The following is a 13809-nucleotide window of genomic DNA, read 5'->3' as shown; positions in this document are numbered from 1 at the left end:
TCAAATTTGAAGTTCTAGGCGGTGGTGCCGATTTAATCGTTTGAGCCATAGCATGACGCTGGCGATTTTGATGAAGCCGATGAAGTTTGCAGCGAGCTTGTCGTAGCGTGTGGCGATGCGTCGCCACTGCTTGAGGTTTGCAAAGAAGCTCTCGATGCCCCAGCGCTGGCAGTATGCGATCTTGTCGTAGCTGTGCTGATATTTGCGACGGCGCGGTGGCAGGATGACGTGTTCACCGCCTTCGTCGAGGATTGCATCTGCAGGCTGTGGGCGTCTTAGGCGCAGTCGGTGATGACCTTGCCGGAGGCCATAGCCCATGCCGCCGCAAATCCGCTCAAGGGTCAGGACGACATCCTCGCCGCGATAGCTGAAGCGCGGATAGACGGTCGGTGAGAACCGGGAGAAGATATCGACCAGGGCCGCTATCATAGCGCAGTCGAGTAAGCAGCGGCTTCAAGACAACGGATCAAGCAATTAAGCGGGATCATGAGGTGATGTGAACAAGCAGTAGATCCGCTGAATCTGCAGCATAGTCGGAGCCTCGAGCTCGCTCTCTCGATGAGGTCGGCGGATCAGCGGAATCCATCAGGGCCGGCTAATGACACCATCCGCCGCGACAGGCAGAAGACATGACCGCACGCGTGACCTTGACATGCCGAGGCTGAGCCCTTGATCTGCCGGAGCCGTCCCCACATGATCATGCTGGCGCTCGATGGAACGCCGCTGTATTCGCGGCGCTCCCGTGGTGACCTTGGCCCATAGCGCATCCCTGGATTCCTTTATCGAAGGCTGAACCATCAAAAAAATTGGGATTAAGAATCTAGGCCTCATCTTCCGAGTGTACGAGGGATTTTCGGTATGTTTCTGGCAAATAAAGAGCGACGATGAAGACCACAATTGAAACCAATGCCATATAAAAAGCCGGCGCAAGCTTGTTACCAGTCTGCAAAACGAGATAGGCGCTCAAGAGCGGCGCGGTGCCGCCGAAAACCGTGTAGGCAACGTTGTAGCTTACACCGGCGCCGCTCAGACGGATGCGCGTAGGGAACAATTCCAGGAAGGCGATGCCGACCGGCCCGAAGAAGAGGCCTAGCGCTAAAGCGAGCAGGCCCTGTCCCAGAATGGCAGCGAAGAGATTGCCCTGCCCTGCGAGCATATAGGCGGGGATGCAGACGAGCGTGCTGATCGCCGCGCCGAGCAAGATCGTCTTCCTGCGGCCAATCCTGTCGGACAGATACCCGCCCAGCAACATCGCAAAGAACGCGATCAGCAGCGCGAAACTGTTCGAGATGAGAGCGCTGTTTCTATCTAGGCCTGCTGTAACGGTGAGATACGTAACAAAATAGCCTGTTAGTGTATAGAATCCCAAGCTGGACAGCGCGGCAAGGGCGAAAGAGAAGCCCATTTCCTTTTTATAGTCTCTGAAAGCTATGCTCAGAGGCATGGGCTCAATACCTCTGGTCGCGCGCATCTTTATGAAAGCGGGCGATTCCTCTGTTCTACGGCGGATATAGAGGCCGACGAGGGCCAGTGGTGCTCCGAGAAGGAATGGGATGCGCCAACCCCAGCTCTTGTAGTCGTCGGGGGTCAGAACGTTGGTGATGAGTAAGACGAGCAGTGCAGCTACGATCGGCGGCAGGTTCGCGAACGCATAGGTAAAGGCGACAAGAAAACCGCGCTTGTTCTGTGGTGCGTGCTCTGCGACGAACGAATTCGATCCGGTGGCCTCCCCCGCCGCCGACAGCCCTTGGATAAGGCGGCAGACCACCAGCAAAACGGGCGCTAGGATGCCAATCTGCTCGTATGTAGGTAACAATCCAATCGCGACAGTCGCGCCACCCATCAGCAGGATAATGGCGGAGAGCGTATTGCGTCGCCCGATACGGTCACCGAGGTAACCGAATACGATGCCTCCAAGCGGACGCATCAGGAATCCGACCCCGTAGACCGCGAGTGATGAAAGAAGCGCGGCGGTCGGATCGACGGACGGAAAGAATAGCGCTGCGATCACCGTCGCACTGTAAGCGTAGACGACGAAGTCGTACCATTCGACAAATTGCCCCAGAGCGGCTGATGACACGACACGCTTCAGCTCAAGGTTACCGCTATTGGCTATAGGCGCAATGTCTGTTTCGGCCGGCGGATTTTGATTGTAGGTCACGATGCCTCCCCGCATTACTGCTTTTATGTTGTCGTTGTTGATAGTTCAGACCAGCTATCGGCCTAGCGCGGTGTAGAGCTCAGGCCTGCGTTGGCTATTGAGATCCCACCACGACCGGACGAGCTCGACTGCACCGAGATCAATCACGCTCGTCAGAACCATTTCTCGATCTGATGCTTGTGCGGTGATGACGCCCCACGGATCGACGACCATGGAACGACCAACGAAGCTAATCGAACTGTCCTGGAGTTTCCCGACCATACCCGACGAGACCATAAAGAGCTGATTGTCGGCCGCCCGAGCGCGGTTGAGGAACTCCCAATGATCGAGGCGAGCGGGAAACGCAGACGGGAGCACGACCAGCTCCGCTCCCTGCAGAGCATGGTTGAGGAAGATTTCCGGGAACCTGATGTCCGAGCATATCGCGATCCCCATGCGGCCGAAATCCGTATCGACCACGCACAGGCCATCGCCCGGCGTCACCTTGTCGGACTCGCGGTAAACGGGGAGATCCGGCCGGACGCCTGGATCGAAGAGGTGACTCTTTCTATACGCCGCGAGGATGGAGCCGTCGCGGCCAATCAGTGGTGCTGTATTATAGATGCCGCCTGATGCCGCTTCATACAGGGAGCCGACGATGTACATGCCGTAGGTCCGCGCGATCGCGCAAAGGCGCTCCGTCGTTGGGCCGGGAATGGGCTCGGCCAATTCCAAAGAGTTTCCCAGCGCCAGCGCTGAGCCCGTGAAGACTTCCGGAAGTACGCAAAGGTCCGATCCTCGCTGCCCGGCGATCCGCAGCAGGCTCTCAACTTTCTCGATATTATCGTCCTTGGCGTCGTCTCGTGCATTGAACTGAATGATCGATACCGTAACCGATCGATCCGCCGTGCGCTCCCCAGCAGTCATATCATCTCCATTCAGCAGCAGTGTGTCCTCTCTTGGGGGAGTGCGACGGGGGTTGTCCAATATCAATTCATCAGCCAATGATGTTCTCTAGCTATCAATCGCGACGATCGCCGAATGCCTTTTCTTCCACTCGCCAAGATCCAAACGTTCCTCGCTCTAGCGGAGACGCTGAACTTCCGACGCACGGCGGAACGGCTCGGCGTCGCGCAGCCATCGCTCAGCCGGAGCATCGCGCAGCTCGAGGATCAGCTTGGCTTCAGGCTTCTTGAGCGCTCGACCCGGCGGGTCAGCCTCACCGAGGCGGGAGAGGCGCTCCATCGGGAAGGCGAGATCGCGATCTCCAGCCTCGCGCGGGCATGTGAGCACGCAAAGAGGATCGCCAGCGGCGCCGCTGGCAAGATCACCGTTGGCTACACCACCTTCGCGGCCAACGGATCTATGTCGGACATCATCATCGAATTCCGCACTCGCTATCCGGATATAGAGGTCAACCTTCGCCTCATGGCATCTCCGGAGCAGTGGGAAGGTTTCACCAATCGATCGCTTGATTTCGGCTTCATTCTTTCGAATGCATGCAACCCGCCTCTGGCAGCCGTCGCAGTTTCAAGCGAGCGGATGATTTTGGTGGCGCCGTTGCGGCATCCGTGGTCCGGGCGAAAGTCTGTAACGCTGCGGGAAGTGACACAGACCCGGGTTGTGGCGGGCACCGCTCAACGGTGGAAGGGCTTCCGCCCTCTTTTGGACACGCTATTCGCGCGCCGGAATCTTACGCTTCACGTCAGCGAAGAGGCGGACGACCTGCCAGTCCTCCTTCAACTGGTTCGTTCAGGATTCGGTTGCACGATTCTCGATGCTTCCTTCATCTCGACTCTGCCGTCGGGTGTCCAAACCTTCGAAATTGAGGATGCCGACGTGAGGGTCGACGTCAGCCTCGCTTGGCGCGAGGATAATCTGTCGGTGGCAGCCAAACGCTTCCTCGAAGTCGCTCGTGCGTATGGTTGTGCGAAACCGATCCGATGATGTGGCACGACATCGGGATGTAACCCTTCTTCTGCAATTGCCAGTCGAAGGCCTTCATCGCCCGCCGCAGCGTTCCCGTCTCCGTCAGCCTGTTGCGGAAGTGCCTGGTCGTCTTCTCGTCCGGCGTCGGCCGCCGAGATCGAAGCATAGAAACCGCATTCAGGACAGGCGGTCCCGGATCATAAACTCCATCTTCGCGTCGCTCAGATTGTGCTGCGCCAGCAGGATCAGCGCCTTGAACATCGAGACCGGGTCGAAGGGCGGACGACCGCCCTAGCACCCTCGCCATAGCCGAGCCCTTCGGCCAGCCAGCTGCGGAAATAATCAACGTCGATCGCGGCCTTCAGAACCTCAAGCGGATCGCCGATCCGGCTCAGCCGCTCAAGATGTTCCGACAACCCGAAAAACGACCGCTGTCCCATGAGCCCGTCCGCCGACCACGCTGATGGCCGAGTGAATCACGAAACCAGCCCCGTAGGTTCTTGCGGGTCTCCAGCTCGCTCGACCTGGAGGCTTGAACCCGGTGGAATGCTCGCCGTCGTCGGTCCCAACGGCTCGGACAAGTCATCGCTCGTGAAGGCGATCGCGGGGACTGGCTCCATGCCGAGGGCGCATCCGGTTCGACGGCAGGGCGGAGCGGCCTCCGCGGCTGGGTTGCATGCCGCAGGATACCGGCTCGCGCGCGGCCCTGACTGTGCTGGAAACTGTCCTGCTCGGGCGGTTGGGACGTCTGGGGTTGCGCGTCGAGGGCGCGCGCGGTTCAGCGCTGATGCCGGACAAATGCTTTTCGTGTGCCTTGGGTCTCCACAGTCTTGAGCTCAGCACCAGCACGCGCGCCGCATCCGGTCCGAAGGTTGCTGATCAACGCCAGGAGTCAGCCGGCGACCTCCGGTGGCATCGGTCCGACATCCCTTGCCGGAACGAACTCATCCCGAAAACATTTCCAGCGACGTGGGTCGAACAGGGCCTTCAGCCAGGCAATGGTCGTCGCTACTGCCGCCCGCTCGCGAGCATCCGCCCTATAGGTCAGCCAGATATCGCGATGTTTCGTCAGAGGAAGGTTCAGCGGTACCACCTTGTTGCCGAATGCGACAGAATAATTTGGCAGCGCTCCGACGCCGATGCCGGCTTCTATCGCCCGGATCGCCCCGCAGCTCCCCAGAACTCTTGCCGCGATCTGTTCGTTGCGGAGTTCTCCGAGAACATTAGCGACATGGCCCTCCTCGACATGACCATCGAGCTGCTCGACGAAGCGATGCCGCCTGAGTTCGGTGAGGTCGGCGGGGCACCCATGCAGGTCCAGATAGGCCTGTGCGGCGAACAATTCGAAATGCATGCGACCCAGCTTCCCCGCGACGAGGTCCGGCGCGGTGGGCGGCGTCATCTGGATGCCGAGATCGCTGTCGAACCGCAGGATGTCGGCGACGCCGTTGGCGATGCGGAAGTCCAGGCCGATGGTGGGGTTCGCTTTGTGAAAGACTGCGGCGTTCGGGATGAGCCAGTTTACGCCGAGGCCCTGCGTCACAGTGACCGACACGAAAGCGCGATCACCACGAACCTCCGATGCCAACTGATCGAGCCCGTGTACTGGAGCGGCCATTTGATCGATCAGGGCCAGTGCTCGTTGGCCGAAGAGGGTCGGGGAGACGCCTTCTGGCAAGCGGTTGAGCAACCCGGCACCAAGTTGTTGCTCCAGTTCGCCGATGCGCCGGAACAAGGTCGCGGCCCCAACGCCCGCCCGCGCAGCGGCTCGCCTGATGCTGCGCTCCTCAGCGACCAGCGCGAAAAGCCGCAGATCGTCCCAGTTCATTCGGTCAATACGCGGTGATTTTCTGAACGTGTCGCTAGCCATGGCTTCGATCTTGCGGCGCGCAGAATGGAACGCCTTGGGTCCATCATGGAACGCAAACGTTAATCGACCCTACGTCACCGGCCTGCGTAATCGCGATCGATCGAGGCAACGCCGCCGAGCAGGGGCGCACATCGATCCATGAGCGTGGGGGCGATGTCTTGGATTTCGAACGGACCCGGCAGCCATACCCGACGAGCAGGACGGCCTGTGCCACGCCTATCGATGTCCCGGGCTGGTTGAACTGGGACCAGAAGCAGCTGAACGACGCGCTCGCGCTGGCGGCGGCGCGCGAGGCGGGCCGTGCTGCCCAAGTCGGAGCCCTGGAGGCGGCATTGAGGTCATGTGACCCCAATCACGAACTGCTCCAGTCGACCGGCTTCATCAACCCGGATGGAACCCCAGAGCTCCGTTGGCATGCGCGGTTCGACGAAGCTCACGACGCGATCGCGATCCCGCATGGCATCGGGCCTATGCGAAGTCCGGCGTGTCGAGCGGGACAGGTCGTGGCCGGTGGCGGGTCGGAGCCGCAACGCGGCCATCGGAGCTCGCCAAGGTGCTCGATTTGGTTCGGCTTCGGCCGGCGAAGGATTCCTCCCTCGAACGATTAGTCCTCGCCCTTCTTGTCAAACGGCATCGCTAGGCGATCCCGCGCTGCAACCCGGCGTTTTGGAGCCAGGGAACAACGCGGTTCCACCGGCGCCCTCATGGGCCGCCTCTTCCTCCTCGTATCCGAGAGCTATCGAGATCATGCGCACGCCAACCCTATCCGGCCCTTCGAATGCCGGTCCTGCTGTGCCCGGGGCCAATCCAGCTTCGCCTCCTCCCAATCCAGCCGGTCCGGCTTTCCTCGCTCCCCAACCTTATCGCGCCCTGAAAGGAGCAAAGCTGCGGATGCGTGAATTCCTATTCGGCCCCGCCTATCAGAAGCATCAGGTCGCGCTGACGGTCGCTGGCGGCGGGACCGGCAAAACCTCTCTGTGTATTGCGGAGGCGGTGGCAATGGCCGCTGGCAAGCGCTTCCTGGCGGAGCCGGTCCGTCCGCTGCGAGTCTGGATCTACAACGGCGAGGAGCCTCTTGATGAGATTGATCGCCGGGTCCGGGCGGCTGCCATGGCGCAGGGGCTTGACCATGAGCAACTGCGCGAACGGCTGTTCGTGAACTCCGGGCGGAGCCGGAACCGGGTCGACCTCTCGAGGCATTCGAAGGACAAGCGGGTCGAGGTCAATGACCCGCTGATCACGAGCTTGGTCGAGAGCATCCGCGGCAAGATCGACGTCGTGATCGTCGACCCGTTCATCTCGACGCATTCGATCCCGGAAAACGACAACACCGGGATCGATCTTATGGCAAAGGCGTGGGGCCGGATTGCGGAAGAGGGCGAGTGCGCGGTTCACCTCGTTCACCATGCCTCGAAAGGGGGCGCCGCCGACAGCGCCGACGCGAGCCGGGGAGCAAGTGCGCTGGCCGCAGCCGCCCGCTATGTCCGCAATCTCGCCCAGATGACCGAGAAGGAGGCCAAGGCCTTCGGCATCCGGGAAGACGAGTTGCGGCGCCATGTCGGAATCAGGGTGACCAAGCAGAACAATTCAGCGATCAGCGGAACCGAATGGTTCAAGCTCGGGTCGATAGCGATCGGCAACGATCCTGATCCCGCCGCGCCCGGCGATGTCGTGGGGATCGTCGAGCCATTCGAACCACAGATCGAAGAGCCCGATCTGCCTGCCATGGTCGGGGCGGCACTGGATGCGCTGTCCGATCCGCGCAACATCTATAATTTCGGGTCTCCGAACTGGTTTGGCTATGCGATTGCGGAGCAGCTCGGGATCGACGGAAAAGCCCATCGCGACCTGATCGAAAGCTTGATCGAGTTCATGCTGAAATACGGCGCGATCGAAACATACAACAACCCGGGCAAGAACGGCAGGCCGAGAGACTGCGTCAGGGGAGGCGGCGGTTACGCTATGCCGGCGGTTGGCTCCGCGCCGGGGACTGCGCCCGGGCCCGGTGGCGCTCTTGACGGATAGGTGGATCCTGAAACTGGCCATCCGGCAGTTGGGGTCTGAGCGGTGTTGTGGGAGGGAGCTTGGGATAGCCTTCGCTGTTTCCTTTCAAGGCCTGTTTGCCGCCGGCTCTGGATGACATCCTTCCCTCGCGCCCTCCGGCCTCATAGCTGCTCTATGATGCGGGCACGGGATCCGTTTCGGTTGCAGCGTCGTCACCACCGGCCGACGCTCCGAAGGTCGCGTCGGCCGGTGGTGACGACATAATATTTTTGCCGGATAACGCTGACGGATACGCTCATCGACTCCACCACCGCCCCTCCCCCTGAAAGGGGGAGGGGCGGTGGTGGAGAAGAGGATGCGAACGTCAGCGATTTGGAGGTCTTGTTCGACCTTATGAGGAATGGCGCGAGGGAAAAATATGCAACCTTCGGCATCCCCTGCCAGAATTAACGGACTGCCCGTTCACGGCGCACCAGGGCAGGCGGGCCGTCTTTTTTGTGGGCCCTCCTGCCTTGCGAACCGGTGGCAAAGACAGCGCCCTATCGCCCGGCTGTTACCTTTCCTTGTGCGTGCGTGAGAGAGGCCGCTGATCGCCCGGGAAACGAATGGGTGCGCCGGGGACGTGGAGTATGCTGCCCGGCGGGCTCGACGGGGGGAAGCCCCCCATCAGGGTTTGGCCTGTCCCTGAGGCTTGAGCGCCGGGGACGGCGGGAGGGAAGCCAGCACGGCAGCGAGCCAGGCGTTGAAGGCGGGGTCGCGGCCGAAAACTCGCCGCATCAGCGCCAGGGACGAGGCAGCAGCCCTGACCGAGGGAAGCCCACGGACCGACATCAGCTGGCTGGCATGGCCGAACCACATTTCGTCGTAGTCGCGGCCGTCGTCGTCCAGATCAAGATTCATCATCGTCGTACTTTCTCCAGTTGTTGCAGTATCCGGCTGACCTCGCCGGATTGGATTTCCGTCGCCTGGAGCGCCAGGCGGCGGACGTTCTGATCGGGATGCCGCAGAATCCGCCAGATCACGTGAAGATCGCCGCGCGGGGCGGTGACGAGCGCCGACAGGAGGGCTCTGACATCCTCGTCGCCGCCTTTGCCGGCAAGCGCCAGGACGCTTGCCCGAGCATTCGTGGCCTCGGCCTCAGCCTTTGCCGCCCGCAGATCAGCCTCCGCGATGCGAGAGGATGCCAGCTCGGCGGCCCGCTGTTCGACCCGAGCGGCGAAGCTGCGCGAGCGCTCATCGTCGACCGCCTGCGCCCAGGCGAGGGCACGAGCGTCCGCGACCCTGAGCGCGCTTATGGAGATGGAGACGGCGATCGCGGTCGCCGCGATTGCGACGAGCGCGCTCATCGCGAATATTCCTCGGATAAGCTCGCGCCGAAGCTCCGGCACGATCACCTCTTGCGCTGCCGTGCTCGCGGCCCTTCGGAGGTTTGACAGCACGGCATCGAGCCGGCGATGCATCCGGTCGATCGCGTCGAACAGTGGGGCGGCGGGGTCGCGGTCCTCGACCCTTGCCTTCCGCCGCTCGTTTTCTGTCGGCCGGGCCATCACCAGATCCTGAAGTCCGGAAGCGGCTCATAAAAGCCCTCGACTTCCCGCAAAAGGTTCTTCGCACCTTGCCTGTCGAAAAGTCCGCCCTGCTCCAACATCAGGTCAGGCCGCACCCCAAACCGGTCGATCCGTACGAGCGTGTGGTCGAAGGATGGGAAGATCACCTCGTTGGCGCCCTGTGCGAGAAGGGCTTGATAGCTCTCCGACGCCCGCGCGTTGGCAGCCATGCGGCCCGCGCCCGGATTCAGCACGAGGATCTTCTTGATCCCCTCAGTGTTCGCGTAAATCCGCGCGATGGCCGAGACCCCGTCGATCTTCTGTACGGGGCAGATGATCCGGATGTCGTCGGCGACGACGCGTCCGCGGTCGGCGACCCAGTAGAGCAGGCCGTCCTCCAGATTCGCGCCCATGTCGATGAGGGCGTTTCCATCGTGGCTGAAGACACGCTCCTCCAGAAAATCCGGCACGATGGCCGGATCTGCGGAATCGCGATCGATCTTATTTTCCGTAGGGATCAAGCCATCGAAGAAGCGGTCGAGGCTCATATTGGCGCGATCCATGTCATAGATATGGGGAATGACGCCGCGGGCGAGCGCGGTGCTGGCCGTCAGCAGAGCCATCGTGCTCTTCCCGCCGCCCCCGCCGCCGACGAAGAAGATCTTCTTGCCGCGGCCGGTCGGAGCAGCCTGGCTATGATTGCGCTGTGCCATGTGTCGGTCTTTCCAGTTAGCGCGCCGTAGGGCTCGATTTCAGTCGCTTCCCGCCCAGGAGGCCGGCGTTGATCGGTGAGGTTTCGCGACTGCGCTTGTCGCTGTTTTCGACAGGCGTTCTGGTAGCTCCATGAAGTTCGCCGGAGCCCGCTGGTCGTGACGAGACGTCGCTGTGCCGGGCACGCCAGTTGCGGGTCCGCGTTGAACCGTTCTTCCGGCGGTATTGGGCTGCGTAGTTGCTCGCGAGCTCGGGGCTGATCTCGATGCCCAGGTTACGGAGGTGGGCGAGAATCTTCTTCCAGCTGACCTTGCGATCGAGCGCGGCGTCGATCTCCGGCATCATGTCGAAGAAGCGCCTCTTCAGAGTCCGTGCCGGGGGATCCGGCTGAAGGTCGCCGAGGCCGCTGGTGGTCATGTTGCTCACTGTGCCGTCCTCCTTGTCGAAGGCATTACCAGCACGGATCGCGGAGCTCATCTCCTCTATCTCGGCAAATTCGTCATTCTCATCCAAGTCGTCAAAATAATCATCCTGAGGTATCAGGTATATCAGAAAACTACGTTGACTTACGGACGGATATTATTGCTGTTTTGGTGCTTTATCTATTTGTCGACAGCATGGCAGCAAGGGTCTTGATTGTTTCACTGATGGTTTTCAAGCAAAAGGGATAAGCTATTTTATGCCAGTGACGACATGTTTACGGCGCTCGCGCCTGACATGTCTGCTGGCCAGAGGGCTCTGCCCCCGTGGACCCCCGCCGCCCTCCGGCCGGGTTGTCCGCGCGAACGCACGGAAGGCCTGCCATGGCAGACCGAAAGCAAGAGAAGAAGGACGAAAAGAGCCGCCCCTTCGTTTTTCGCGTGGCAACCGAAGAGGCGGAGAAGCTGATCAAGGTCGCCGTGGCGATGGGCCTGACACCGGGCCAACTGGCGCGGCGCATCATCGAGCGTGAGGTCGGCCTCATGGCGCGCACCGCGATGGTCCGGCGCCGGGTGGCGAATGCCGACCTGCTCCGACAGGGGCTCGGTGAGCTGGGACGGGTCGGCAACGATGTCAACCAGGTTGCCGCGCACTTGAATGCTGGCAAGGCGATCCCCTGGCGGCAAGATGAGCTTGAGCGTATGCGGCTCAATCTGGACACCGCCTTGGCCGCCGTCATGGCCGCGCTGAAACGGGGGCGGTCATGATCGTTCGATCCAGCTACGTGAAGGATGATCCCAACCGGGTGGCCCATCTCCTCAATACCGAGAACAACCGGCGCGTCGTCGAGCACCGCGATTTCGACCGCGGCTGCCCGGGCGAACTGCCCGGGTTCCTGGCGTTCTCTTCCGCCCTGACCGCGGCTCACCCCAAAGCCCGGATCACCCTCGGACACTTCAAGATCTCGCCGGTGCATGTCCTGAATCGCAGGCAGCTCCTGCGCACGATTGCTATGATCCGGCGCGAGAACCGCATCTCCCGCAATCACCCCATGCGCCTGATCGAGCACGACAAGGGGGACAGGCCACCGCATTATCATCTTCTCTTCAGCGCGGTCGATCCTGCGACGGGGCGCGTCGTTACCTCGAAGGACAACTATGCGCGTGACGAACTCGTCAGCCGCCGCCTGGAGGTTGCGTTCGGCGAAGCTCTGACGCCAGGGCCCAGGGTCCAGCGGAACGCTGCTGACCTGCGCGCCCGCGGTCGTGATCGGGAAGCGCAAATCCTCGAAGCCTGTAAGCCGGTTCGTCGGCGCGGCAAGGACAGCGAGGCCGACCGGCAGCAGGCCGCCCGGGCGAAGCTGCCACTGGCGGAGTTCCGCAGCCGCCTCCTCGCGGCTGTCCGGAAGGGATTGCGCTCAGGCTCGCTTCCTCGCGCCCTTGCCGGGCAGGGCTTCTCGGTCGCAATCGGGAACCGCAAGGAAACCCTCATGGTCGTCCATGACGAGACCGGCATGGCGCTCCCGTTCGCCGCCTCGGTCGAGATCGGCTCCGGCGAGGGACTGGAGATCTCGCCATCGGTGATCGCGCAACTCCGTCACAATGCACCGCCTTTGCCCCAAGGTCGCCGCGAGGGCGCGGCCCGCACGCTGAAGCGGGCCGAGCGTGATCTCGACCGCGAAATCGATCGGGGCCGCTTCGAGGCCGCTTCGGATGGTGAGTTCGACAGCATCTTCAGCCGGATGCGGCGCGCGCGGGATAAGGCCAAGGCCGATCCCGGCGAGGCCGGGCGGGGCCAGTCCCAGGCTGCGCTGCGTCGGGCCACCCTGGCGACCCGGCGCGAGACGGCCCGGATAAGGCAGCGTAGGATCGACCGCGCTTTTCGGACGGCGCGAATTCTGCAGTCTCGCCGCGCCCGCAAGGTTGCCTTCGCCATGGCCGCAGGTGGGATACTATTGACCGGTGTGGGGTTGTCGGTGGCGCTCGGCGCCGGCCTCGTCGCGACCGTCGCGATGAAGGGTTACGGCGACACTCTGCGCGCTCAGGCGCAGGCGCTGATCGCCCAGAGGCGCGCATCGGGCACGAGAGGCCATCCTATACCTGAATCGCAGATTGCAGCGATCGCCATCACGGAAGAGCTGACGGGAGACGCGCCGAAGCCAGTCTCCGCTGCGCCAGCCTCTTCGCCGAAAGAAACCAAGCCTGCTGGCTTCGACTTCGCACTGATCGGAAAGTCTCAGCGGGTTCTCGCCGCAATGGCATTGGAAGCCCTCTCGGGCGGAGCCGTTCCAATCGCGCGCGATGCCCTGGAGCGTGCGCTCGGGAAGGATGCCATTGCCGGGCTGGTGTCGCTGGCCGGAGATGGCAGTGCGCGGCAGCACAAGGTCGTCCGGTCCTGGAACGGCGGCCGCTCTATCGACGCCTTCGCCGCAGAGGCGGCTCTGCGCCGCGCCGGGGAAGGCGATGCGGCGAAGACCATGGCCACCATCGGCCGTCAGCGCAGGCTCAGGGAGCTCATTCAGGCGAAGGGTCGGGATTGACCGGGGGCGTCCAGCGGGCGTTCCGTTCCATCTGCGCCTGAAGCCAGATGAGAACCTCTGCGCGGTCGTAGTAGGGCCGGCAACCCTGCCGCACGACCGCCGGAGGCCCCGTCCTGCGCTGGCGCTGGGAACCCAGGGCTGCGTCGGAAATCCCGAGGATCGCGCCGAGCTCCTTCGCCTTGATCTCGGCGCGAGGGAACTGGCGAACAGATTTGATCTGGTCGTCGAGAGTGGACATGGCTTGGCGATCGCTCCGGAGCGAGAACGCTTCGTCGCTTCGCGAAGCCTCGGAGCCATCAAACGCAGGAGTGGCTATATGCCCCGCGAGTTGTCGAATGCATGGCGCGAGACGATTTACGCCGCTACATCCGAGCCGCCCCGCTACGATCTCGCCTCATCGGCAGCCAGGATTGCAGGTCGTCACTCCGCAATGCATCCGGCCAATCGCACGGTTCCATCAGCCTTAAGGTATGCCGCACCGGCGAATTGTCAATTGCGACTGTCTCGCGATAGCGTGAGCGATCGCCTATGAGCTCCCGTAAGGTAGCCAGTATTGCCTGCCCCGGCTTCGGAAACTTGCTGAAGTTCGTGGCCGGCGCTCTCGGTCGCCAGCTTCTGGCTCCGCTCTGCGCGCTCAGGATGCGCCATT

At 62.2% G+C, this 13809-nt stretch carries 13 protein-coding genes and 1 pseudogene; 4 read left to right on the top strand and 10 right to left on the bottom strand.

The features are described from left to right. The 3 genes and pseudogenes from ACFPN9_RS25630 to ACFPN9_RS25620 all read right to left on the bottom strand — a co-directional run. Positions 1-258, bottom strand: a pseudogene (locus ACFPN9_RS25630) (transposase); the annotation flags it as partial. A 562-nt stretch (positions 259-820) separates the two neighbouring features. Further along, positions 821-2161 (bottom strand): MFS transporter, encoded by a 1341-nt coding sequence (locus ACFPN9_RS25625; RefSeq protein WP_377817851.1) that lies wholly within the window; start codon positions 2159-2161, stop codon positions 821-823. Positions 2162-2215: 54 nt separating this feature from the next. Beyond that, on the bottom strand, positions 2216-3067 hold the full coding sequence (locus tag ACFPN9_RS25620; protein ID WP_377817850.1) for a carbon-nitrogen hydrolase family protein: 852 nt from the start codon (positions 3065-3067) through the stop codon (positions 2216-2218). A 114-nt stretch (positions 3068-3181) separates the two neighbouring features. On the opposite strand from ACFPN9_RS25620, the gene ACFPN9_RS25615 reads away from it, so the two are divergent. Further along, on the top strand, positions 3182-4087 hold the full coding sequence (locus ACFPN9_RS25615; protein ID WP_377817849.1) for a LysR family transcriptional regulator: 906 nt from the start codon (positions 3182-3184) through the stop codon (positions 4085-4087). Positions 4088-4246: 159 nt separating this feature from the next. Here ACFPN9_RS25615 and ACFPN9_RS25610 read toward each other — a convergent pair whose 3' ends face one another. Next, positions 4247-4330, bottom strand: coding sequence for a hypothetical protein (locus ACFPN9_RS25610; RefSeq protein ID WP_377817873.1), 84 nt, complete (start codon positions 4328-4330; stop codon positions 4247-4249). Between the two features lie 631 nt (positions 4331-4961). Next, a complete protein-coding gene (locus ACFPN9_RS25605) occupies positions 4962-5939 on the bottom strand; it encodes a LysR family transcriptional regulator (protein ID WP_377817848.1) in 978 nt (325 codons plus the stop codon). Between the two features lie 891 nt (positions 5940-6830). Between ACFPN9_RS25605 and ACFPN9_RS25600 the strand changes: the two genes are divergently transcribed. After that, positions 6831-7964 carry an AAA family ATPase gene (locus ACFPN9_RS25600; RefSeq protein ID WP_465247901.1) on the top strand — a complete coding sequence of 378 codons (1134 nt, stop codon included), beginning with the start codon at positions 6831-6833 and terminating at the stop codon, positions 7962-7964. Positions 7965-8609: 645 nt separating this feature from the next. Here ACFPN9_RS25600 and ACFPN9_RS25595 read toward each other — a convergent pair. From ACFPN9_RS25595 to ACFPN9_RS25580, 4 genes are read right to left on the bottom strand one after another with little or no spacing between them, the layout of a single operon-like run. Continuing rightward, positions 8610-8846 carry a hypothetical protein gene (locus tag ACFPN9_RS25595; RefSeq protein WP_377817846.1) on the bottom strand — a complete coding sequence of 79 codons (237 nt, stop codon included), beginning with the start codon at positions 8844-8846 and terminating at the stop codon, positions 8610-8612. Beyond that, a complete protein-coding gene (locus ACFPN9_RS25590) occupies positions 8843-9490 on the bottom strand; it encodes a hypothetical protein (RefSeq protein WP_377817845.1) in 648 nt (215 codons plus the stop codon). Before ACFPN9_RS25590 ends, ACFPN9_RS25595 begins: the two co-directional genes overlap by 4 nt. Continuing rightward, positions 9490-10203: a hypothetical protein gene (locus ACFPN9_RS25585; protein WP_377817844.1), complete on the bottom strand. Its 714-nt coding sequence runs from the start codon at positions 10201-10203 to the stop codon at positions 9490-9492. Before ACFPN9_RS25585 ends, ACFPN9_RS25590 begins: the two co-directional genes overlap by 1 nt. A 16-nt stretch (positions 10204-10219) precedes the next feature. Then, complete coding sequence (locus ACFPN9_RS25580) at positions 10220-10714, bottom strand: hypothetical protein (protein ID WP_377817843.1); 495 nt, start codon at positions 10712-10714, stop codon at positions 10220-10222. 290 nt (positions 10715-11004) lie between these two features. On the opposite strand from ACFPN9_RS25580, the gene ACFPN9_RS25575 reads away from it, so the two are divergent. Both ACFPN9_RS25575 and ACFPN9_RS25570 read left to right on the top strand, forming a co-directional pair. Then, on the top strand, positions 11005-11388 hold the full coding sequence (locus ACFPN9_RS25575) for a hypothetical protein (protein ID WP_377817842.1): 384 nt from the start codon (positions 11005-11007) through the stop codon (positions 11386-11388). Then, positions 11385-13160: a hypothetical protein gene (locus ACFPN9_RS25570; RefSeq protein WP_377817841.1), complete on the top strand. Its 1776-nt coding sequence runs from the start codon at positions 11385-11387 to the stop codon at positions 13158-13160. Before ACFPN9_RS25575 ends, ACFPN9_RS25570 begins: the two co-directional genes overlap by 4 nt. Here the strand turns inward: ACFPN9_RS25570 and ACFPN9_RS25565 are convergent. Continuing rightward, complete coding sequence (locus ACFPN9_RS25565) at positions 13135-13398, bottom strand: hypothetical protein (protein WP_377817840.1); 264 nt, start codon at positions 13396-13398, stop codon at positions 13135-13137. The genes ACFPN9_RS25570 and ACFPN9_RS25565 overlap by 26 nt on opposite strands. Positions 13399-13809 lie beyond the last annotated feature (411 nt).

Origin of the sequence: Allobosea massiliensis, from assembly GCF_042655245.1 — a bacterium.
GTDB classification, from domain to species: Bacteria; Pseudomonadota; Alphaproteobacteria; order Rhizobiales; family Beijerinckiaceae; genus Allobosea; species Allobosea massiliensis.
The sequence above is the reverse complement of the archived record's forward strand: the minus strand, read 5'-3'. Positions and strand labels throughout refer to the sequence as shown.

Bases quoted from the DNA above. Each gene is read 5' to 3' on its own strand.
- ACFPN9_RS25605 (WP_377817848.1), bottom strand. From the start codon at position 5,939: ATGGCTAGCGACACGTTCAGAAAATCACCGCGTATTGACCGAATGAAC.
- ACFPN9_RS25610 (WP_377817873.1), bottom strand. From the start codon at position 4,330: ATGTTCAAGGCGCTGATCCTGCTGGCGCAGCACAATCTGAGCGACGCG.
- ACFPN9_RS25600 (WP_465247901.1), top strand. From the start codon at position 6,831: ATGCGTGAATTCCTATTCGGCCCCGCCTATCAGAAGCATCAGGTCGCG.
- ACFPN9_RS25615 (WP_377817849.1), top strand. From the start codon at position 3,182: ATGCCTTTTCTTCCACTCGCCAAGATCCAAACGTTCCTCGCTCTAGCG.
- ACFPN9_RS25595 (WP_377817846.1), bottom strand. From the start codon at position 8,846: ATGATGAATCTTGATCTGGACGACGACGGCCGCGACTACGACGAAATG.
- ACFPN9_RS25590 (WP_377817845.1), bottom strand. From the start codon at position 9,490: ATGGCCCGGCCGACAGAAAACGAGCGGCGGAAGGCAAGGGTCGAGGAC.
- ACFPN9_RS25585 (WP_377817844.1), bottom strand. From the start codon at position 10,203: ATGGCACAGCGCAATCATAGCCAGGCTGCTCCGACCGGCCGCGGCAAG.
- ACFPN9_RS25575 (WP_377817842.1), top strand. From the start codon at position 11,005: ATGGCAGACCGAAAGCAAGAGAAGAAGGACGAAAAGAGCCGCCCCTTC.
- ACFPN9_RS25570 (WP_377817841.1), top strand. From the start codon at position 11,385: ATGATCGTTCGATCCAGCTACGTGAAGGATGATCCCAACCGGGTGGCC.
- ACFPN9_RS25565 (WP_377817840.1), bottom strand. From the start codon at position 13,398: ATGTCCACTCTCGACGACCAGATCAAATCTGTTCGCCAGTTCCCTCGC.
- ACFPN9_RS25620 (WP_377817850.1), bottom strand. From the start codon at position 3,067: ATGACTGCTGGGGAGCGCACGGCGGATCGATCGGTTACGGTATCGATC.